General features: G+C 37.2%; 19 protein-coding genes. 17 read left to right on the forward strand and 2 right to left on the reverse strand.

Annotation, left to right across the window (positions count from 1 at the left end):
* The 14 genes from ND855_RS02020 (at position 1) to ND855_RS02085 (ending at position 11,525) form a co-directional block, all read left to right on the forward strand.
* The gene (locus ND855_RS02020; protein ID WP_265356959.1) at positions 1-570 is read left to right on the forward strand and encodes a hypothetical protein; all 570 of its coding nucleotides are present in this window, start codon (positions 1-3) and stop codon (positions 568-570) included.
* A gap of 63 nt (positions 571-633) precedes the next feature.
* Positions 634-1,134 (forward strand): hypothetical protein, encoded by a 501-nt coding sequence (locus ND855_RS02025; protein ID WP_265356960.1) that lies wholly within the window; start codon positions 634-636, stop codon positions 1,132-1,134.
* A gap of 2 nt (positions 1,135-1,136) precedes the next feature.
* Complete coding sequence (locus ND855_RS02030; RefSeq protein WP_265356961.1) at positions 1,137-1,883, forward strand: hypothetical protein; 747 nt, start codon at positions 1,137-1,139, stop codon at positions 1,881-1,883.
* 896 nt (positions 1,884-2,779) lie between these two features.
* Positions 2,780-3,445, forward strand: coding sequence for a hypothetical protein (locus ND855_RS02035; RefSeq protein WP_265356962.1), 666 nt, complete (start codon positions 2,780-2,782; stop codon positions 3,443-3,445).
* A gap of 188 nt (positions 3,446-3,633) precedes the next feature.
* Positions 3,634-3,900 (forward strand): hypothetical protein, encoded by a 267-nt coding sequence (locus ND855_RS02040; protein WP_265356963.1) that lies wholly within the window; start codon positions 3,634-3,636, stop codon positions 3,898-3,900.
* Between the two features lie 44 nt (positions 3,901-3,944).
* On the forward strand, positions 3,945-4,712 hold the full coding sequence (locus ND855_RS02045; protein ID WP_265356964.1) for a hypothetical protein: 768 nt from the start codon (positions 3,945-3,947) through the stop codon (positions 4,710-4,712).
* A gap of 10 nt (positions 4,713-4,722) precedes the next feature.
* The gene (locus ND855_RS02050) at positions 4,723-5,448 is read left to right on the forward strand and encodes a hypothetical protein (RefSeq protein ID WP_265356965.1); all 726 of its coding nucleotides are present in this window, start codon (positions 4,723-4,725) and stop codon (positions 5,446-5,448) included.
* Between the two features lie 107 nt (positions 5,449-5,555).
* Positions 5,556-6,332: a hypothetical protein gene (locus tag ND855_RS02055; protein WP_265356966.1), complete on the forward strand. Its 777-nt coding sequence runs from the start codon at positions 5,556-5,558 to the stop codon at positions 6,330-6,332.
* A 248-nt stretch (positions 6,333-6,580) separates the two neighbouring features.
* Positions 6,581-6,790, forward strand: a complete 210-nt coding sequence (locus ND855_RS02060; RefSeq protein WP_265356967.1) for a hypothetical protein — start codon at positions 6,581-6,583, stop codon at positions 6,788-6,790.
* Positions 6,791-7,082: 292 nt separating this feature from the next.
* Positions 7,083-7,943, forward strand: a complete 861-nt coding sequence (locus ND855_RS02065; RefSeq protein ID WP_265356968.1) for an SH3 domain-containing protein — start codon at positions 7,083-7,085, stop codon at positions 7,941-7,943.
* A gap of 211 nt (positions 7,944-8,154) precedes the next feature.
* A complete protein-coding gene (locus ND855_RS02070; RefSeq protein ID WP_265356969.1) occupies positions 8,155-8,316 on the forward strand; it encodes a hypothetical protein in 162 nt (53 codons plus the stop codon).
* Between the two features lie 198 nt (positions 8,317-8,514).
* Entirely contained in the window at positions 8,515-9,420 is a 906-nt protein-coding gene (locus tag ND855_RS02075; protein WP_265356970.1) for an SH3 domain-containing protein, read from the forward strand.
* A gap of 647 nt (positions 9,421-10,067) precedes the next feature.
* Positions 10,068-10,805 carry a hypothetical protein gene (locus tag ND855_RS02080; protein WP_265356971.1) on the forward strand — a complete coding sequence of 246 codons (738 nt, stop codon included), beginning with the start codon at positions 10,068-10,070 and terminating at the stop codon, positions 10,803-10,805.
* Positions 10,806-11,279: 474 nt separating this feature from the next.
* Positions 11,280-11,525: a hypothetical protein gene (locus tag ND855_RS02085; protein ID WP_265356972.1), complete on the forward strand. Its 246-nt coding sequence runs from the start codon at positions 11,280-11,282 to the stop codon at positions 11,523-11,525.
* Positions 11,526-11,709: 184 nt separating this feature from the next.
* On the opposite strand, the gene ND855_RS02090 is transcribed toward ND855_RS02085, so the two are convergent.
* Positions 11,710-12,555 carry an alpha/beta fold hydrolase gene (locus ND855_RS02090; RefSeq protein WP_265356973.1) on the reverse strand — a complete coding sequence of 282 codons (846 nt, stop codon included), beginning with the start codon at positions 12,553-12,555 and terminating at the stop codon, positions 11,710-11,712.
* 48 nt (positions 12,556-12,603) lie between these two features.
* On the opposite strand from ND855_RS02090, the gene ND855_RS02095 reads away from it, so the two are divergent.
* On the forward strand, positions 12,604-12,993 hold the full coding sequence (locus ND855_RS02095) for a DMT family transporter (protein ID WP_135595064.1): 390 nt from the start codon (positions 12,604-12,606) through the stop codon (positions 12,991-12,993).
* Entirely contained in the window at positions 12,990-14,831 is a 1,842-nt protein-coding gene (locus tag ND855_RS02100) for a sulfatase (RefSeq protein ID WP_265356974.1), read from the forward strand. The genes ND855_RS02095 and ND855_RS02100 overlap by 4 nt, the downstream gene beginning before the upstream one ends.
* Before the next feature lie 57 nt (positions 14,832-14,888).
* On the opposite strand, the gene ND855_RS02105 is transcribed toward ND855_RS02100, so the two are convergent.
* Positions 14,889-19,148, reverse strand: coding sequence for a beta strand repeat-containing protein (locus tag ND855_RS02105; RefSeq protein ID WP_265356975.1), 4,260 nt, complete (start codon positions 19,146-19,148; stop codon positions 14,889-14,891).
* A gap of 78 nt (positions 19,149-19,226) precedes the next feature.
* Here ND855_RS02105 and ND855_RS02110 point away from each other — a divergent pair, with 78 nt between their 5' ends.
* Entirely contained in the window at positions 19,227-20,420 is a 1,194-nt protein-coding gene (locus ND855_RS02110; RefSeq protein ID WP_265356976.1) for a CaiB/BaiF CoA transferase family protein, read from the forward strand.
* Positions 20,421-20,435: the final 15 nt, after the last annotated feature.

Below are 20,435 nucleotides of genomic sequence, written 5' to 3' on the forward strand. Positions count from 1 at the left end.
ATGAAAAAGATTTGCCTACTAATTGTATTGTTTCCGCTAATCCTACTAGAGGCGGAGAAACCGAATTTAAACAAAAGTTACCGTGGGATTCGTTTTTATCCAATCAGGCAAGAACAAGTGGAATCTCTTGTCATCTATGTTCCGAAAATGACGGAGAGATCTGATTCAGTGCAGGAACAATTCAAATATCCAATCACCTTTTTCAAGGCTGATTGCAAAGAAGTTTCCGAATGTTTTTCTCTACTGATCGATGTATCTATCATTGATGATTCAATGAAATCTTTTGATGAAATAGTTTCCGAGTCAAAACAAAAAGACTTTCGATTGACTCCTACTTCGCTGCCTCATTGGAAACAGTATCTTCGCTACACAACAGAGCCCATGGAGATCCTTTATGGCCCAGGTGAAATCATTGGAAGCAAGGTAATCGCCTTTTATTACCATAAAAAATACCAAAAAACATATCGTATCACGATCAATATGATCTACACTCCAAATTTTTCAGAGAGAGATTGGAGTGAAATTACCAATCATGCAGTTTCCATTCTGAATAGTGTTACAATTCGATAGATTGTCAATGTCTCGGAATCCAGATGAAGATAGGTTACTACAAGACCAAACAATCTAAGCGCGATGGAATTATATCACCAAGCAGCGTCTCTCTGGGCAACATGTCGCAAGGAATTTGGTTCTGCAGTTCCTGATAATTTTGTTGATTTTGTTAAAAATCATAAAAATAGTATCGAAATCAAGCCAGGGAGTGTTATGTATGTTACGGGTAACGACACAATTATGAATGCTTATGCAAAGGCAAATGGTAAAGAGTGGTATAGGGATACCTTTGAAGATACTAATCCTAATATCACTCGCGACCAAGCTTATGTGAAAATTGCAGACGCCATGAAAACAACCACATCCAATTCAGTGATGATTCGTATTACTAGTGGACATACAATTTCCATTCATCGAGATGGTCCAGGGAGTGATTGGATAGTAAAAGATACAGGGCATAGTAATATTAATGGATCGATTGTAGATCCGAATGATATTAAGAATTCTATTTTGTATACAAAGGAGACTTACAGACTGAAAACTCCAGAAAGTATTGCTTTTCCCGTATACTCAAAGAAATAAACATGAAATATTTTGAATGTCTAATACTAGTCGGTTTATTCGCAGTTTCTGGTCAATGTAATACATCACAAAAAATAGAAGTGGATCAGAAACTGAATTCTACTTTGATCGTAAGTGATTTACAAAGCAAAGGATATGATGTAGAAATTAATTCTTACAAAGGAATCCATTCCTATGTGACGGCATATCCAAATACGAAGATGATTGATGGAGATTTACGGAAAATTTGCAGTTTGCCAAATCTTAGAAATTTGATAATAGACAATAATAAAATTGCAGAATCTTTTTTTAATCAACTAGACGAATGTAATCTTAGTGAAATGAAGCTTTTGAGTCTAAAGGATGTTGCAATTAAAAATGGCTTATTTTGCCAATTATCTGAAAAAAATCAGTTTCACAACAATCTTGGCTTCGTGAATACAAATATCAATGATGAAGACCTAAACTGTCTTAAGAGATTTGAATTTATAGAAGAATTGAGTTTCCAAGGACCTTTGAAGAAATTTACTAATGAAGCTTTTTGTAATTTATGCAAAAGCGATATGAAAATAAAAAGCTTTCACCTAACCAATATCGAATTGTCACCTAAAGAATTTAATTGCCTCCTTGATTTAAAAGGCGTGGAATTTTTCGGTTTTAAAAAAATTAAAGGCCGCACCGCTAGTGATATGAAAAAATTAGAGGATTTGTATTTCAAAAAAAACGGTCGTAAAGTGACTGTTGATGTTTTTGAATATGATTCTCCTTAAATAAACGGAGTTTAAAATCGCATTGGTAGCGTAACAAATTCGAGAAATTTGCCTTCACTGCATTGGTTTGATGGTTCCATCCGCAAAGGAATAGGTTGCTGTCTATAAAAGTAGCTCTGATTTTGAATACACTTCTTTAGTGATTTAAGAATCTTTTAGGTCAAAACTAGTTTTTGTTATGGAGCCGTTGGGAATGCCTATGGCATTAATTTCATTATACGTTGAGAAATAAGATTTTCGTTCCATTGTTCGGTAGGAAGATTACTTACCAGATAAAAATTGAACGGGAATATCCAAGCCATTGCCGGCTTAAAAATCATAAATCGTAATGGAAAGGTTAGGTCAAATTTCTACCATTTACTTCTCCCTTACCTACACTTGCATGTAATTGCCTGTTTTATGAATGAGTGTGGTATCTCCATCCACAATTTTCCATACAAACAAAAATCCATCACCTCCATCGGAAACGACGATTTTCGATTTTTCCGATAGAAGGTTTTGGTTCCCAATGGTTCCTTAATGAAAAAAAATTTCTTGGCATCAACCCAGCCTTGGCTAACATCTTCGTGGCGAATTTGGAAAAAAGCTGGGTTGTTTTGTAATTTGTTTGGTGGGCTTTGTTCCAGACAACGGCCAAATTTTAATCTTGATATTGTATTTAGGGTCTTAGAGTCTTCTTTTGGTTCTGATTTGATTTCCAGGTCATCGGCAATTTTGTACAGGTAAGGGAATTCACAATCAGCAGAGAGTGGGAATTGGAAGAGAAAATAAAGAGAGAAAAGAAGTGAAAAGACTTTTTTCATAGAGAGAGTATAGGCGATGGTGCAAATAAAATTAAGAGTATCAATCAGCTTGGTAGTATGATATTTAGAGTAAGTTAAGAACTGGTGACTCAATTGAAAACAAAATATGTGATTGTCATTTTCCTATTCATAGGAAGTAGTTCCTGCAAAAAACCAATGTTTGGAAAAGATTGGATCGATGGACCCGCAGTAGAAGAGATTGCACCAGGGATATTCTATATGAGAGACAAATTTGTAGAGAAAGATTTTATCAAATATGAAATTGATCCACGAGCCATTACAATGAAAGACATTTTGCCATTTGTGAAAGAGCTGAAATTGAATATTGAAATGAAAAATTTTGGCTGGATTATCAATAATACTACTTTTAGAGGTGATTTATCATCTAAATTACTTGGTTATCGAGACAGTGAAGACGTGATGGATGTATGGGTAGATGAATACAAAAAAAATAGAAGAGATCCTTATTGTGACTTTGATCTTTTGTTTAAATCCCCATTGAATAAATTGGAAATTAAAATGAAAGAAGTCATCAAGGTTCAGAAAACCGATGATAATACAAAATATACATTGTATTATAATATAAAGATATACTTCCCATTGAGTGACTACCCACTTAGCCTTAATGTTATAACGCGATCTTCTTTTTTTCCAACACCTCCGTTCTGGCCTCCTTACAATGCAATCAAAGAATTTGTCGGTCACTGTCCAGAACCTAATTTTGAACCATATTCCACTGATCCTAGCGAAAAAGATTAAGAGCAGGATTTTGTTCTTTTTATAGGTGTATGGAAAGATGAATCATAGTATTCGATCTTTACTGATTCTACAAACTTTACTTTACCTGACTGGATGTTTTCCAGAAATCCCGAAAGGCAAAGATTATTATAGCTACGAATCTCATTTTGGTTGGTCTGAAAAAAAAAGGAGAAGGTTTGCTTGATTGATTGGATACAAACAGACAAGGTGCTGTAGCACGATTTGATGATCAATACGACAATCAAAATCATTATTTGTGGAGATTATTCCTGCACCACAATACACCTTGTAGTATTGAAACCGATAAAAATCAAGATCAAATTGTGATATTAATGAATATTGGTTACTCTGTAGGGAATTTACCTGTAAAAATGTTTTTTGCAAATACGAAATCGGAATCACTAGAAGAAATGCCTACAAAGGATATTCAATGTTTTATGTTTTGGGGTTACTGAATCAGGGATGAAGACTTTATGGTAACAAAAGAAAGGGTATTAAAATGAGTTTTAAGCCAAACAATAGAAATAGAATCATTTCTATAACCATTGTGATAATGATAGGACTTTATGGATGCAAACCAAAATCCGTCTTAGACACTATAAACCCTGAGGTTGGTATTTTTGGAACAGATTGGGTGGATGCACCAAGTCCTGAGAAGTGGGCTCCAGGGATAATGTATTACAGATTGGAAAGTCCAAAAGTGAAGGAAATTCTAATCAAATCAAAACTGGATCCACGTCAAATTGCAAAACTAAAAGTACTTCCGTTTGTGATTCAGCTACGAAAGGCGTTGGAAGAAAAAAATTACAACTTTATCGAAAAGCATATAGGTTATTACTTTCAAGTGGAAGCAGAAAAAGAATTAGGCATTGTTGAGAATAAAGATATGTCTGATCATATTAAATTTAGAAAACTTACTCAATACATTCATGAAAAATTGAGGTCTGAAGAATCTTTTTGTGATCTTCATTACTTATTTGAAAAAAAATTTCCACTTTTAGGATTAAGTGTTAGTAAAGTCGAACCAAGAGAATTAAATGAAAAAAAGCCATTCCAAAAATATGAATTAACTTATTCGATAACCTTTCCTAGAGGCATTCTAAATGAAGATGGCTCGGAAGGTTTGCATAGTTTAGAGGTGGAGTTGAGTGTATTTGGAAAAGGAGAAAATGAAACTCATTTTAGAATTGTTGATTTTAAAAATCACCAAGGTTGGAGTCATATCCGTAGTCTACGCCCGCCCGAAGAACAGTTTGAATATTGGTAATCGCCTGGCCATGCTACATTCTAGATTATTGGTATTTTTCTTATTAGCGGTATTTGAATGTACCCCGAAGACAGATACTAATGATCCTACGATAGGACTCTATGGAACGGAATGGTTCAAAGAAAAAAGGCCAGAGTCAGAAATAATCAATTATAATATTATTTATTTTAAACCAGATGAGGACTTGAACCAGAAATTTTTTAAGAATCGAATTGATCCAAGGGAGTTTGCAAAACGATTTGTTGTATTAAAAGCAAAGTCTTTACTTGATGCATTTCAAAATTCGGATCCCGAGAAAGGGAGGGAAGTTTTTGCCTATTCCTTATATAGACCCTTCCTTGCGGTTGCTGGTAAAAAAATTGGAGTCGAATATAGCAAATATGATCGAGGGGTAGACTATATATGTCGGGAAGATCTGGAAAGAATTTATGAGTATATAAGACAAAATCTAGATAATAAAAATTCCTTTTGTGATTTTGGACGTTTATTTTTCAAAGAAATAAAAAAAGTTAAAGTGAAACCATATTCTGTAGAGGATAGAGCATTGGATCCGAAAAGCAAAAGTTATGCTATCCAAACACAATATGATATAGAATATTTTATGGAACCAGAGAAAGGGATGGATGATTTTGATTCGATTCAATTCCGAGTCTATTTTTTAATCCAAGGGGATCATGTCATGCAGACGTCGATCATTGATGCCTACCCTGCACAATGTATGGATGTATTAGATTGATATTCATTCTATATTTTAAAGAAAGACGGGATACCCAAATTTGTCAGAATTAATCCCGCTTATTTTATGAAAGATATGGCAGGAAAAGTATCAGCAGGAGATAGCGTTTGAAAAATAATAAAAGTATACTAAAGATGAGGAAGATAGTTTATTTTAAGTGTTTGTTTATTATCATAATGGTTTTTTCTCAATGTAAATATTTCGAGAAGGAAGGATTTGGCAAACAGTGGAAAGAAAGACCCGATGTTGAACTAATAGAAGGAAATATCTTTTATATACGAAACAATAAAGATACAAATAGTGAATATCTATTTGACCGACTAAACCTAGATCCTAGAGCAATTGCTAAGATGTTAGTTGTCCCTTATGCCCAAAAATTGGAGAAAATATTTCGAGAAAAAAAATATGAAGATTTTTATTATGAGATCTCTCATACCATTAGAGAACCTTTAGCTGTTAAGCTTGGTATTTATAAGCTAGAATATGAAGAAGATGGAGATCCTTCACCGGTCTATATGAATGATGACCATTATGCTAAAGTCAAAACTGCATTTATGGATAGTTTCCGGAAAGGTGAAGGATATTGCAGCACCTCTCTATTTTTTATAAAACCAATTAAAAAAATAGAAATTCGTGCATACCAAGCATTCGATCCGCGTCGTGATCCTGAAACAAAAGTTCCAATTGACTATCATTTTACGTATCGAATAGATTTTATCCATAACGATGATCCAAAGTTAGAGACAGATTCTGAAGATCGCGGACATGCAATCACAATAAATGTCGATCATGATTTCAACAAACCGTTTACTATCTATGAAATTACACGTATCATCAACCATTGTCCAGTTCCAGAATTACAGGATCCTGTGGAGGGAGAGTGAATGAATTCTTTTCTCTGCACTACTGATCGATAGTGAGCCCATGCTAATTGGCGAGAGTGATCGCATAAACGATTGCTGATATTCACATCTAATCATTGTAAGTTGATAGTAAAAGGTTTTAATTCAAATTGGAATTAACGACTATCTAGGGCTCAATTATCTAGTCGCTTTTTAGGCTGAATGGCTTCCTTTAATTGGGAGACTTTTCAGTGTATAAGGAATTGATTCTGGAGTTGGAGACTTTGATCGTGTTCAAACTCGATCCAAATTCTTGTGTTCACTTCGCATTCCATTTTATATGCGATCCAAACCGGCCGAAAACACTTGATTCGCGAAAAGAAGACTTTGCGTTTTACACAGCAGGAAACAATTCTGATGGATTCATCAAAGATCGCATTTTGGTGAAAGTAAAAGATGTTCTAGGGAATGGCCTTCTTGGTTATATAGACGCCTACTAACAGAATCAAGAACGTTTATCTATCCAATCTGAAAAAACATTCTTACAGTCGCTGTTCAATATTCAGAGATTGGAATGTACCATGTCCAATTGTGTGCAGTTACAATAGAAGAATTGGATTTTTTACCGATGTTTTACATCGCAGGTGAAAGCTGGGAACTAAGAATGTACGGAAATGGAAACAAATTTAAATTCTTGGCAGTGAAACAAGAATTGTGGAACTTAGGAAATCTAAAGTCAATCAATCAGATGTGGAATCATAGACACCATTTACATATAACGGAAATTAACAGATGAAAATGAAAATCTTCTTATTCAGCTTTTTACTAATTGGATGTTCACAAAATCTAAAATCGCAATCATCCATTGATGAAGAACCTATTAATCTACCTGAAATTAAATACCTGGCGGAAAGTCATGTTCCGATATCGAAAGAAATGAGGCAAAAAAAATATCCTGATACATGGATTCAAAATCTTTACTTAGAATCTTCAAAATATAAAGTTACAATTAACACTTCAGCTATAGAGAGAAGAAATCTATCTGCAACGATTGCGATTAAAGAATCGCTAAATATTTATGAAGAGGGAAGAGAAAAAGTCTTTTATTTTAAAAAAGGCAGTATATTTAGAATTGTAAACACTGAACCTGTTATGCCACCAGATAGACCTTCCTATCCTGGCGATTATGGCCTACGTTTTGATTTCAAGAATGGCAAAATCGAAACCATTGGTTGCTATTTCCGGCAAAAACCATGCCAAGAAGTAATTCATTTGGATTCATTTGGCGAAGTTGTAAATGTCGTGAAAGAAAAAGCCCAATGTGAAAAAGGTTGTGGTCATTTAGTCCCTTATCGCATTCCAGGATTTTATTTTATAGCAGATCACAAAGTCCGTGTTCGCAAAGAACCTTCTACCAAATCAGAAATCATCACCGAACTAAGCAAAGACACACCCATCCAAGTGATTGCCGATGCAGAAGTGTATGAAGAAATATTTCCGCATTATGGCACTTGGGGCAAAGTGAAGTTAGATGATGGACGTGAAGGTTATGTACACGGAGCATTTCTTCGTGCACCTGGAGAAATTGATGTAGTCTCCATTCAAGAAAAAGCGAATGTATGGAAGAAGAACAACGGTTGGAAAGAAAAATAATAAATGTTTATCCTAGGATGAATCGTTTTTATTTTCTATTTTTAGCAATTTTCTCTTAGAATATATTGCTTCAAACTTAAACGAGATAAAGTTTCTGTATTTGGGGAAAGGAACATACAAACAAGCAGGACTTTGGTGTGCAAAAATATCGCATCAAAATAAACGTAGTTTAATTTCTGAATCCGATACTGAAATTTTTTAAAATTCTTCATTGTTTAAATCTCTCGCTAATTTTGGAATCGATTCATTTTGGGTAATTGATAACATTGATGATCTTTTTTCCCACCAAGTTTATTATGGAGATTCTCATAAAATTGTAAATGAAGAGGACTTAAACCAAGAAAAAGGAATTATCTGTGTTTCTTCTTTGTGATAACGGATACTTTCGAAACTAGGGTAAGTTCTGCCATCACAAAACTTCGGTATGGTGATGTTTCCGAATAAATTCCTACGTTCAATAGCTTTTAACTTTGACTAAATTGTTATCGAAAGAAAAATCTTGATATTCAAACACAAATGTGGAACCATCGTCATCATCTCCATATGAGTGAAGTAGGAGCTGTCCAACACAATGAATAAGCAAAAATTTTTCTTTATTATTTTATTTTTATTTATTGTAAATGAGTTAATACCAAGTCCGTCGAAAGAAGAATTGATTGAAGCTTGGAATCGAAAGTTAAGTACTTTCTATATTGCGATCCCAAACGAACTAAGAACAAGATTTTTAACAGAAGGACTTGGGAATACTGGAATTGCATATGAGCACAAGAACTTTGCTCTTGGGATATCAAAAGAACGATTTCCAGGAGAAGATATCAATTACTCTATTGGAATTCAACGGGATCGAAAAAGTAATTATGATAGTCAAGCATATTTAGATTATTGGTTTAAAGATGATACACTGATAATGATTGTGAATACCGAACCGTATATCCATAACACAAACAATTATGATTTTGGAGGATACAGATTCCGAGGTGGCTTGGCATTAGAGTTTCGAGATAATCAGCTTTATCAAATGAGTTGTTTGCATAAACCTAACAATCAGAAAGATGTACTAGATATCTTTAAAAAACAATACTGTGGAGAAAAGATAGAAGTAAACAGTGATTTGGAAGTTGTCAATGTTTTTGACACGAAAGAGAAGTGCACAACCACATGTAAGTTTGGCTACCATTATCGCTTCCCTGGCACATACATAACAATGGGTTCGCTTGTCAATGTTCGATCCACTCCAAGTTTAAATGGTGAGATACTTGCAAAACTTCCTAGAGGCGAAAAAGTAGAAGTTCTGGAAGATACTGGGAAAAGGGACATTTTGGCTAATTCAATAGTGTTATCAAATTGGCTCAAGGTGAAAACGAATACAGGAATAGAGGGCTTTATCCACGGAGCTTACCTTCGAACACCTGGAGAAATAGATATTTATGAGATTAAAAGAAAAGCTGAGGAGTGGAAAAAAGCCAATTCAAAATAATCTTTGGATTTGCAATATACTTATACAATTGAAATTTATTTGGTTTATTCTCTTGGTTCCCTCTACCCTTTTCTTTTGCAGAGAAAGAGATTACGAGGAAAAAATTTTGGAGATGGATAATATAACTGAGTTCTCAAAAAACATTTGTACGACAGATGAAGAGTGTTCTGTCGAGCAAAAATGTTATGTTCCTACTTTTGGTAATAAAATCGGGACTTGTATTATCATCAACGATCCAAATTCTCCTTTTTTTCGATATGTTCTTTCGAGAACTAGTCGGTGTCAATCGAATGCGGATTGTGCAAAAAACTTTAAGTGTAGAATTCCATCAGGATTTTTATATGGAAGCTGCGAATACTCTGAAGAGTGAAAGAGTAAACTCACTTATGATAAGTCTTCAAAGTAAGCAATATTGTTATATAAGATAGAGTTGCTGAATGTATTTATTCCTAGTCAAAACAAAAAGACTTTCGATTGGCTTATCTTCTGCTCAATCATTCGCCACAAAAAATACCAAAAAACATTTCGTTTCACAAATATTATTATTTACACACCTCGTTTTTCAAGGAGAGACTGGTGTGAATTCACAAACCTTGGAATTTCCATTCTAGATAAAGTTACAGTTCGCTAGAGGATAAAATTTGATTATGTTAAAAAATAAAACTATACTATCCATTTCGTTATTTCTTTTGTTTGGATTCTTTAACTGCTCAACTTTTTTCATCAACGAAGAAGAGAAAACAAAGGAAACGATCCAACACCTTCGCGACAGGGGCTATCGTATGAGGAACATATCTTCATCGGAAAAAGATGCCATCCCGAACAATTTATCACAAACCCATTCAGTCTATCAGGGTGGCGATTTTATCAAAATCTGCTCTTTAAGGCAGATAAAAAATATCGACTTTGAAAGGACCGAACTCCCTACCTTTACTGATAAGGAAATAGAAGCTTGTTCTCAAATGGAATTAGAGTGGTTGAGTATTTTTAAGGTAAAGATGAACAAAGATGCATTTTGTAAGATAACAAATACATTTAGAAATTCACTTTTGAAATTTGATGTCTCAGAAAGCGGTTTATCAGATGAAATGATGCCTTGTATTTCCAAACTCCAAAGGCTTAACTTCCTACTAATTGGCAGAGGTTCAAATATAAGTAAGGATTCCTTTTGCAAAACTCTTTTGAGTTTACCAAATTTACAATTTATTCGTATTGAAGATACAGACTTACCTAAATCTGCATTGCAATGCATTCTAGACCATCCTAACTTAAATGAAATTTGGCTACGCAGTTGGAAAAATGCGAGCTATGATGATAAAGATGCGCTAATTAAAGCGTATGAAAAAAAGTATCAACGGAAAATTAAATTTAACTTATATGATTGAAGAGAAATTCAAGTAATGATTGATTATAAATCAAATCCATCTCTTTCTTACGAAGTTGGTTCTAGGGTAGAAATCATGGACTGGGTGCAATCAGTTCGCAGAGAATAATGATGTTTAACCTCTATATATTTTCCAGGTGCATTAGAATGAAAAAAACTTTTCTTTTCTTAATATTGATACCTATCGCTTTTTTGTATGCAGAAAAGTTGGATTTGACAAAAAGTTATCGAGGTATCACATTTTATCCTGTAAGGCGAGAGCAAGTTGAGTCGGTTCTTCTCTATGTTCCAAATATAACTCGGAGGATCGACACCTTTCATCAGGAATTAAAGTATCCAATTACTTTTTTTAAAGCTGATTGCAAACAAGAAACAGAGTGTTTTTCTTTATTGATTGATTGATGTTTCGATTATAGCCGATTCAATAAAATCCTTCGAAGAAATTTTAACTGAATCAAAATTAAAAGATTTCAGATTGGAACCCCAGTCTGTAAACGACTGGAAAAAATTCATTCGTTACAAAACAGAAAAAATGGAAATCTATTATGGTCCGAGTGAGATCATAGGTGAAAAGGTAGTAGCATTTTATTACCACAAAAAATATAAAAAAACATACCGAGTTACAATAAACATGATTTTTACTCCAAATTTCTCAGATGCTGAATGGAACGAAATTATCAATTTTATCATCGGAATGTTGAATAATTTAGTTATAGTTTAGAATTCTATATATTTATTGAAATATTAATATTTTAACCCCACCCCCGCGCCAGCGATTGCAGCGGAAATCCTTTTTGCATAAGCAAAAAGATTGGAGCGAAAAGCGCGGTCACATCTTCCATCAAAGGAAACGCACACCAAAGGATTGTGAGGCGCCCTGCTCTTCCATCTTCAAGATATGTATCTTAATCTTCTTTCATATCCAAACATCGTTTCATCCAATTCCATGTTTCTTCTGGGCGTTCGAAGGGAAAAAAATGGGTGAAACCTGGGAAGATGGTCACATCCGACTTGGGGTTTACTTTTGTGAGTAGGTTTGCATATTTAGGACTACAGACTTCGTATGATTCGGGTATGGCGATGTGGTTTTCCGTTTTGATGCCATAGAAGTTTTTGAAGACATGGAAATGGGCATGGCCAAAAATTTTGGCTTCGACTCTTGGGTCACAACAAAGTTTGACTTCGTCTTCGTTGCCTGTTGGTACAAAACAAGAATTGAGATAATCTTCGAAAATAGAAGGATCAAATTTGGCAAAGGCAGGGAACTTTCGGAATGACCGCCTAACAAGCTCTATGGATTTGAAATGGGTCCTTCTTTTTTTGGCACCTTTGGCAAGTGGATTTTCTAAAAATTTGGAAAGTAAAATGAGTTTCCAACCCAGGATGACGGGATCCATCGCCAATACTTTTGTAAATCGTTCGGGTTCTTTTTTTGCAGCGAGAAGTGAGGAGGCTCCTCCAAGGGAATGGCCGATGATTGTTGTTTCGTTAACCGATTCGTGGTCGAGGAGGGAAAGGATTTGGTCGCGGAATACATTCCAATTATGGAAGTCCAGTGTGAAGGCAGAACGACCATGACCAATGAAGTCGGGTGCAATCACGCGGTAGTGTTTTTTTAATCTTTCAAAATAAGTTTGGTAACAACCTGCACTATAGCCATTGGCATGACAGAAAACTAGGGTGGGGCCTGGTGTTTCTGAATCTAAATACGCAGTATCCCAATTTTTGTATCGAAAGGATTTAAGTTTCATTTTTCTATTTGACCCTTGCTGATTTGCATCGGATTTTGTCTCTATCCCATGCAATTCCAAGTCATCCTCTTCTTCTGTATAGCTGTATTCTTCAATGCATTGGCGAATATTTTAATCAAAACATCTTCTATGCAAGACAAACAAGTCGCACCTGGAGAAGGGTTTTGGAATCTTGTGTTTACTGTATTTAATCCTTATTTTATCGCTGGGCTTGCGAGCTTCGGATTGGCGTTGTTAGGTTATCGTTATGTTTTGGGTAAGGGATTGAAGTTATCCTTGGCGTATCCGGTGTTTACTTCCAGTGGATTTATCATTGTTCTCATTGCTTCTTCTGTTTTTTTTAAAGAACGATTGAATTTTACGCAGTGGCTTGGGATTTCCTTTATTTTAGTGGGTGTATGGCTAACCGCCTTGCAGATGTTTGACGTTAACTCTTGAGCTCAAAATTCACTCGTAATTCTATTGATTCGATTTTTCCTTCCTTTCTTTTAAAACTTTTTTTATTTCTCCTACTTTCCCTCCTTTGTGTTTGTCAGAAAGAATCTGCCACACCAGAAAAAAACCTTCTGGTTGAGGAAGGAGACAAACTCGCACAGACAAAACCAAATGTCATTTGGATTGTGATTGATAGCCTTCGAGGTGATATCATTGGTCAGTTTAATGTTACACCTAACTTGGATTTGTTTGCAAAGGAGGGAATCCAATTTGATTATCATCTTGTGAATGCTGCTTGGACGAGACCTTCCACATTAGTGTTTTTTACTGGGAAATATGCATCAGCCAATCCTGTGAATTTTTGGGATTACCCAACCACCAAATCCGAAGTAGATGCCTTTTATCGTTCTGAGAAAAAACCTTTGCCCAAGCTGTTAAAAGAATTCCAATACAATACGGTGATGGTGGGGAATAATCCTTTTTTGACCGATAAATTTGGGTTAGGTGTCGAAGTTGGGTTTGATTCTTTATATGATTTTTCGAACTACAGTGAAGACACAAAAAAAATAACCAAAAAAACAATAGAAGTATTGGAAGAAGTTTCCTCCAAAGAAAAACCTTTCTTTATATTTTTAAATTACAATGACCCTCACAAACCCTATACACCTCCTCCTGGATTTACCAATCGTATCAAAACAAATGAATCGCTCGACGAACGGAAGTTAAACTATTTAGGGGAAGTTGCCTTTGTGGATGAAGAGTTGGGTAAGGTGTTTGCCGATCTCAAAACAAAAAACCTTTGGGACAACTCACTGATTCTCATCACAGCCGATCACGGGGAAGTGATGCATGCCTCGCACGCCATCTCTCCCTTTACTGGAACCAATACCTATTATGGCCATGGACAAGATTTATTTTTAGAAAATATCCATGTCCCATTGCTCATCAAACTCCCTCATACCGAAAAACAAAAAACAGTGAAGGCGATGACAAGGTCGATTGATTTGTACCCGACAATCCTGGATTATGCGGAACTTCCCATTCCCAAATCCATCCATGGTTTGTCACTTCGCCCGATCATCGAAGGGACAGAGACCACCAAGCGAACGTACTATGGAGAAACTCGGTTTACGCAAGGCTATGGAGAAGGAAATGAATTTTTATTACAAAGGTCATACAGGTTCCATGAATTGGGGAAATTTTGGCAAGGTTCAGTGGGAAATGAATTTTATTTGTACTTCGATACAATAAAAGATCCAAACCAAATTAGTCCCATTCGCATCAACCAAATGGCAAATGTCGGTGAACTTAAGTTAGATGCAAAATTAGAGAAAAAAATCCAAAGGTTTTGGAAACAAATTCGATCCATGGAACCAAAACTTCCGTTGTACCACCTTTGGATTCGACCAAACCCACTGGAAAAAGAAACAGAGATCCAAATCAAGGTTCAAAGTGGAATCCTTCGGTTGGCAAAATTCCCAAACACTGTGGTTGTAGAAGAGAAGGGAAAGCTGGTTAACATCCACACCAAAGATTCACAACCATTCCAAATCAGTTTTGAAGTGTATCCTGATGTGAGTTTCCCTGAGTTCCAAGTTTGGTTTGGGAAAAGACAAGTCCCAAAATCGGACATTCATGTTGGGTATTTTGGTGTGTCCATGTCGGCTTGTACAAAAGATTGTGATCTGTTATACGAATCACAATCCATTCGTCCCATCATTCATCCTGAAACCAAGGTCCATTTTTGGAAAGAAGGTGGGCAAAAAAAATCCTACGAAAGTAAACAAGAGTTAGGAACGGATGCTTTGGATATCTTAAAAAAACAAGGCTATGTGCAATAGTCCTTGTAGAATCATCAATACTCCCTTTTGATTCTGTTTGGATCGAAGAAAATCTACTTAGTCATTGTCCTGGTTTGTGACAGATAGGTTTGGTAAGGACTCACCATTAAATCCGGACCCACCTCCCGTTAACGATCCGAATAAAATCGAATACAATACATTCCCATCGATAAGCGCATCATCGACACCAGTGAGCACAACATTTTGAAAGGTATTCCAATCGCTGGAAGTAAAGGTCAAATTTGGTACTGACGTTGTCCCTTCTGCAACATTCGAACTGGATACACCGATTGTGACATTGGATGTAGGCCTTGCTCGCAATCGCACTTGGAAACGAGATTGGCCACCGGCTTCCGTAGTGATTAAGTTAGGTGATGTGACAAGTCCTCCTTGGGCATTGGGAGAGGTTCCGCAGGCCGCCACGGGATTTGGGTCTGTGCAAGGTATGATATCATATAGATTGTACAAATGTACACCAGGAATGGATGATGGTGTAAGTGCACTATAAATGGTGGAAGGTGAAAATCCAGTTCCTGATTCACTCGAAGTGAGTTGGGGAGTGATGTTATAGTTTACATCCGATCCATCTGCCGTGTCTAACCCAAGAATAGTGACAAGTTGCCCCGTTCCAAAATTGGAAGGTGTGAAGGTAAGTGGTGCCGTTGGAAATTGGACAAGTCCACCAGGTGCTGTTGAGAAGTTGATGGTAACATCGGCTGTGGGTTGTGAATTCAGATGGATGTAAAACTGAGAACCAGCCCCAGATTGGGAAGTGATGACTGACGCTGGGGAAAATCCAGAAGTGGTGACCCCTGCTGTGTCATTGTCGTTTAACGTAAGTTCGGGGTAGTTTGCGGATGGATAAGGATTTACAGTATTATAAAATCCATCACTGGAAGAAAGAACACCTATGATGATGGGACAAGATACGTTTCCATCATCTACTGAATCATCAAAGGGTGTGATTGTAATCGTATTATGGGCACCAATGGAATTCCAATTGGCACTTGTGATAGTCACGAGGTTCGTGGAAACAGAAAATTGAGAAACAGTGGGTCCTGTAAACAAAGTACAAGGAAAACTGGAAGAAAGAGAAATGGGAATGGTCACATCATCTGTTGGTGCTTGGCTGAGTAAAATATATACAGAAAAGGAGGCAGCATTTTCAGCACGCACCATGACTTGCGGTGTGATGACTGTCACTGGATTTTCTGATACACTATAATTCACAAGACTTGCCGTAGTTCCCGTACTTGATAAAAAACTGTCATACCAGGAAGGAAAGGATCCAGTTTCCGTTCCTGAAACTGTGATCGAATAACTTATATTTCCATCACTTAAGGCATCTGAGACTCCCAAAATTTCAACGGGAACGGATGTACTCCAATTGGCATCGGTAAAAACATACTGTTTAGAGCTAACAGGAGTTCCGCTGTCATTGATCATTCCTTCTGTGTTATCGGAAGAAGTTAAGGTGACAGTTACTGAATTCCCTGGAATGGGTCGGCTCCCAAGACGTAAACTGTAAAAGGTAGAAAATCCAGACTCGGTAGTGAAGTAAGGTTGGCCTGTATCCAAGGTAAAAAGAATTTTTGGAGAAGGGTTATCATTATCTGTGATATTGATGGTAACATCATTTGGATTCATGCCTTCATAATCGGTTCCAGATCCAGAAATAGCACCTAACGTGAGGGTATGGGTCCTGGTATTGGATTCATTGATGGCATCATTCACAACTGAAATCGTAACTGTTTGGGGTGATGCATAATTTAAATGTGTAAACGTTAAACTTGATGGTGATACTGTATACTGTGTGGAATCAGGTAAGGAAAAGGTTTCGGCTGTAATCGGAATGGTAACAGATCCACTTGTACAGTTTGCCAAATTACTAGGTGTATCACAAGGAGCTGCATTGAGTCGTACAGTAAATGTGGCATCTGGATCTCCTTCCGTGAGATTCAGTGTAGTAGCTGATAAAGTAAATCCCTTTGTATCATTGTCTGTGATGGTCACCACCAAATTTCCGTTTGTATCAGTATAACCAGGAACCGCACCTGTTGGATAAAGCCCCGTAAAATACGAACCATTTGCTTGAGGGATATGAATGGTAACAGGTATGTCTCCATCATCAAACGAGTCACTGACCGATCGAATGGTAATGGTTTGTGGTACATCCCATCCACTTTGGCTTGTATTCCCCGTATAACTAGCGGCTTGCGAATTGGTGGGTGTAAACGTTAATGTGCGAGAAGCCGCCACTCCCGATGTACTATTGAGTAATACAGCTTCCGTTCCATCGGAGGAGGTAATGGGGCCGATAGTTACATTGGAATTTGGTTTTAAAGACAAACGAATTTCAAAAGTGATGGTGGATGTTCCGTTTTCTGTGATGGAAGATGCCGAGAGATTTTGGATGCGAACCAGTGGTTCATTACTATCTGTATTGATGGCTGTAACTGCCGGAATGGCCATCGAACTGTATTTGGGATCTGTAGAACTCGCATTACTAAAGTTGATGTTTACATTTTGATCCCCATCATCTACACCATCTAACACAGAAGTAATGGTGACAGTTTGTGGTGTATTCCAATTGGCGGTCGTAAAGGATAAGGAAGATGGTGAGACCGTGATTTCTGAAGTGTTACTAGAAGTGATGGAAGAGAGATTTACCGTTTGTGTGGGTTGTGAATCTAATACGACTGTAAACGTTTCGGTAAAGGGAGTTCCATTTTCGTGTACCACAAGCCCACCAACTGGAGTGACTGTGATTCCCGCAGTATCATCGTCAGTGACAGAAATACTCACCGGTGCCGGAGGAGTGATGCTGTTATACACAGGATCTGCAGTTCCACCTGTATCGACAGATCCAAATTGTAAAGTCACAGTCCTTGTATCTTCATCGATAGAATTATTATTGGTTGTAATTTGGACTGTTTGGTCAATGTTCCAATTCGCATTTGTAAACACCAATGTATTCGTATTAACATTGGTTATGGTATTGTTTTCGTTAATACCTGTTAGGGTAACTGTGAATCCAGGAGGAGGTTGTGAGGAAAGTCGAATGGCAAAATTTAAAATCCCACCATTTTCTGAAATCGTCAATCCTCCAGGTGAGGTTAGCACAAATCCTGGTACATCATTGTCGGTATTTGTTACCGAAGGAAATACTGGTCCCGCCAAACCATTGTAATCTGTGTCGGTTGATGTTGCCGCACTGGAAACAATAGAGACTGTCTGTGAACCATCCACGATAAATTCATCAACACCAGTGACCGTAATGATTTTGGGAGTAAACCATTCTGATGGAGCAAAGGTAAGGGAACTAGGACTTGCTGTGGCTTCCGTCCCGGGTGTGGCAACGATGGAAGGAATGGTGACTGCATGGGTCGGAAGTGTATTTAATACTACTCCGAAAGTGACAGCACCTCCTGCTTCTGTTGTTGTGAGACCTGACAAGTTTACAACGGTAAATCCAGCGATATCATCATCCACATTGGTTCCCGTGATGATGGGGATAGGTTTCCCCATGTAAGCTGGGTCAAACGAAATGGTTGGGTCAGCTGAAATCTGAAAGGTACTATCATCCACACTAAAGTCGTCAACACCCGTGACAGTTACCGATTGTGGCACATCCCAGTTGTTAGGTGTAAAGACTAGTTCAACAGATTCAACAGTAGCTTCCGTTGTATCATTGGAAATAAAATTACGAATGTAAACATCTTGCATCGGCCTTGTTTGCAAAACATAAGAAATACGGCCAGTTTCCCCAGTTTCTGAAGTGAGTAAGCCAAAGACAGGACTTGCGGCCACACCTGAAGATTCATTGTCAGTGTTCACAACAAGTAGGACGGGAAGTGCTTGGGTGGAAAAACGAATGTCGGAGGTTAAGATACTTCCTAACTGTACTCGGTAATTTTGGTTCCCATCTGACAAAAGGTCGTCAACTCCCGCCAAACGAACTATATGTGGTGAGTCCCAATTGTCTTCATTAAAATCGATAAAAGTATCTGATAATAAAACACCTTCGGTAGGATCAGAGATCGTAATGGGGCCAATTCTCACTGAACTGTTCGGTTCAATGTTCAAACGAAGTATGAATTCTGCTTGTTTTCCATTTTCACTCGTGAATAAAAAATTCGGGGCTTCATAAATTACAGAACCTTGTCCGGACGCTGAAACAAAAAAGGAACCGAACAACATCTGGAGATTAACAGAAGTTACCGATTGGCAGGAGAAAAGGAAAAATAGGAGGAAGAGGTAGGCATGCGAGAACCTTTGTTTGAACACGAAACCGAATTGTCCTCTTCTGAATCCCATTTAGGGTTCTCCCTCTCTATTCTACGAGAAAAAAGCCCGAAATCAGAAAAAAATTTCTAGGAAATGCAATAAAACCAAATGAAACAAAATTCAAACCCAAATGCAAAAGGACCACTCGCTGGAGTGAAGGTAGTCGATTTATCATTACTCCTTCCAGGACCACTCTGTTCGCAACACCTTGCGGATATGGGAGCAGAAGTGATCAAAATTGAAAACCCTCGTGCCTATGATGGATCACGTGCCATGTTCAAAGGGAAAACAGGATACCCTGCACTCTTTATGATGCTCAATCGAAATAAAAAGGCGATCACGCTTAATTTAAAACGAGAACAAGCAAAAGAGATTTTATTCAAATTATTAGAAGATGCGGACATTCTCTTAGAAGGATTTCGACCAGATGGTATGGATAAGATGGGAATTGGTTATGATGTCTTAAAAGAAAAATTCCCACGGCTGATTTACTGTGGCATTTCTGGTTACGGCACAAGTGGTAAGTACGTAGACTTTGCTGGGCATGATCTCAACTACTTAGCGATCTCAGGTGTCCTTGACCAAACAGGAAATCCTCCAAGACCAGCGGGTTTCCAAATGGCTGATGTGGGTGGTGGGACACTCACTGCATTATCTGCCATCCTTGCTGCCCTCTACTACCGAGAAAAAACAGGCATAGGCCAAAGGATTGATATCTCGATGACGGATGCATCGGTTCAATTCATCTCTTTGTATGGTGGGATTTTGTCCGCATCAGGTGAATCTCCAGAAGCTGGAAACGATATCCTTTCTGGTAAATTACCAAACTATAATGTGTATGAAACCAAAGAAGGTAGGTATGTAGCACTTGGTGCTTTGGAAGATATGTTTTTCCAAACTTTTTTACGTGCGGCTGGTTTGGATACGTTAACAAAAGAGTATCCAATGACCGAGGAAAATATTCCTGTCATTAAACAAAAGTTAACCGAATATTTTAAATCCAAAACTTATGCTGACTTACAACCTATTTTTGATAATACAGATGCTTGTTTGTCTCCTATTTTGAATATGAAAGAAGTTTCACAGGACCCTCATATGAAAGAAAGAGGGATGGTACTCGAGAGGAATCATCCAAAGTATGGACCTATTTTACAATTTGGTTCTCCCTTTCATTTTTCAGAAACTCCGTTTGTGTACCGGAATGATCCACCAGAACATGGGGAACACACAGAGGAAATTCTCACCCAGTTGGGATTTTCCAAAGACACGATTTCAGGATTCAAAAAAGACAGAGTCATTTAACGGGTCTTGCTTTTT

Origin of the sequence: Leptospira paudalimensis (assembly GCF_026151345.1) — a bacterium.
In the GTDB taxonomy this organism is placed as follows: domain Bacteria; phylum Spirochaetota; class Leptospiria; order Leptospirales; family Leptospiraceae; genus Leptospira_A; species Leptospira_A paudalimensis.

Coding starts and splice junctions, on each gene's coding strand:
- ND855_RS02065 (WP_265356968.1), top strand. CDS start 7,083: ATGAAAATGAAAATCTTCTTATTCAGCTTTTTACTAATTGGATGTTCA.
- ND855_RS02090 (WP_265356973.1), bottom strand. CDS start 12,555: ATGAAACTTAAATCCTTTCGATACAAAAATTGGGATACTGCGTATTTA.
- ND855_RS02095 (WP_135595064.1), top strand. CDS start 12,604: ATGCAATTCCAAGTCATCCTCTTCTTCTGTATAGCTGTATTCTTCAAT.
- ND855_RS02080 (WP_265356971.1), top strand. CDS start 10,068: ATGTTAAAAAATAAAACTATACTATCCATTTCGTTATTTCTTTTGTTT.
- ND855_RS02025 (WP_265356960.1), top strand. CDS start 634: ATGGAATTATATCACCAAGCAGCGTCTCTCTGGGCAACATGTCGCAAG.
- ND855_RS02050 (WP_265356965.1), top strand. CDS start 4,723: ATGCTACATTCTAGATTATTGGTATTTTTCTTATTAGCGGTATTTGAA.
- ND855_RS02045 (WP_265356964.1), top strand. CDS start 3,945: ATGAGTTTTAAGCCAAACAATAGAAATAGAATCATTTCTATAACCATT.
- ND855_RS02110 (WP_265356976.1), top strand. CDS start 19,227: ATGAAACAAAATTCAAACCCAAATGCAAAAGGACCACTCGCTGGAGTG.
- ND855_RS02030 (WP_265356961.1), top strand. CDS start 1,137: ATGAAATATTTTGAATGTCTAATACTAGTCGGTTTATTCGCAGTTTCT.
- ND855_RS02105 (WP_265356975.1), bottom strand. CDS start 19,148: ATGGGATTCAGAAGAGGACAATTCGGTTTCGTGTTCAAACAAAGGTTC.
- ND855_RS02075 (WP_265356970.1), top strand. CDS start 8,515: ATGAATAAGCAAAAATTTTTCTTTATTATTTTATTTTTATTTATTGTA.
- ND855_RS02020 (WP_265356959.1), top strand. CDS start 1: ATGAAAAAGATTTGCCTACTAATTGTATTGTTTCCGCTAATCCTACTA.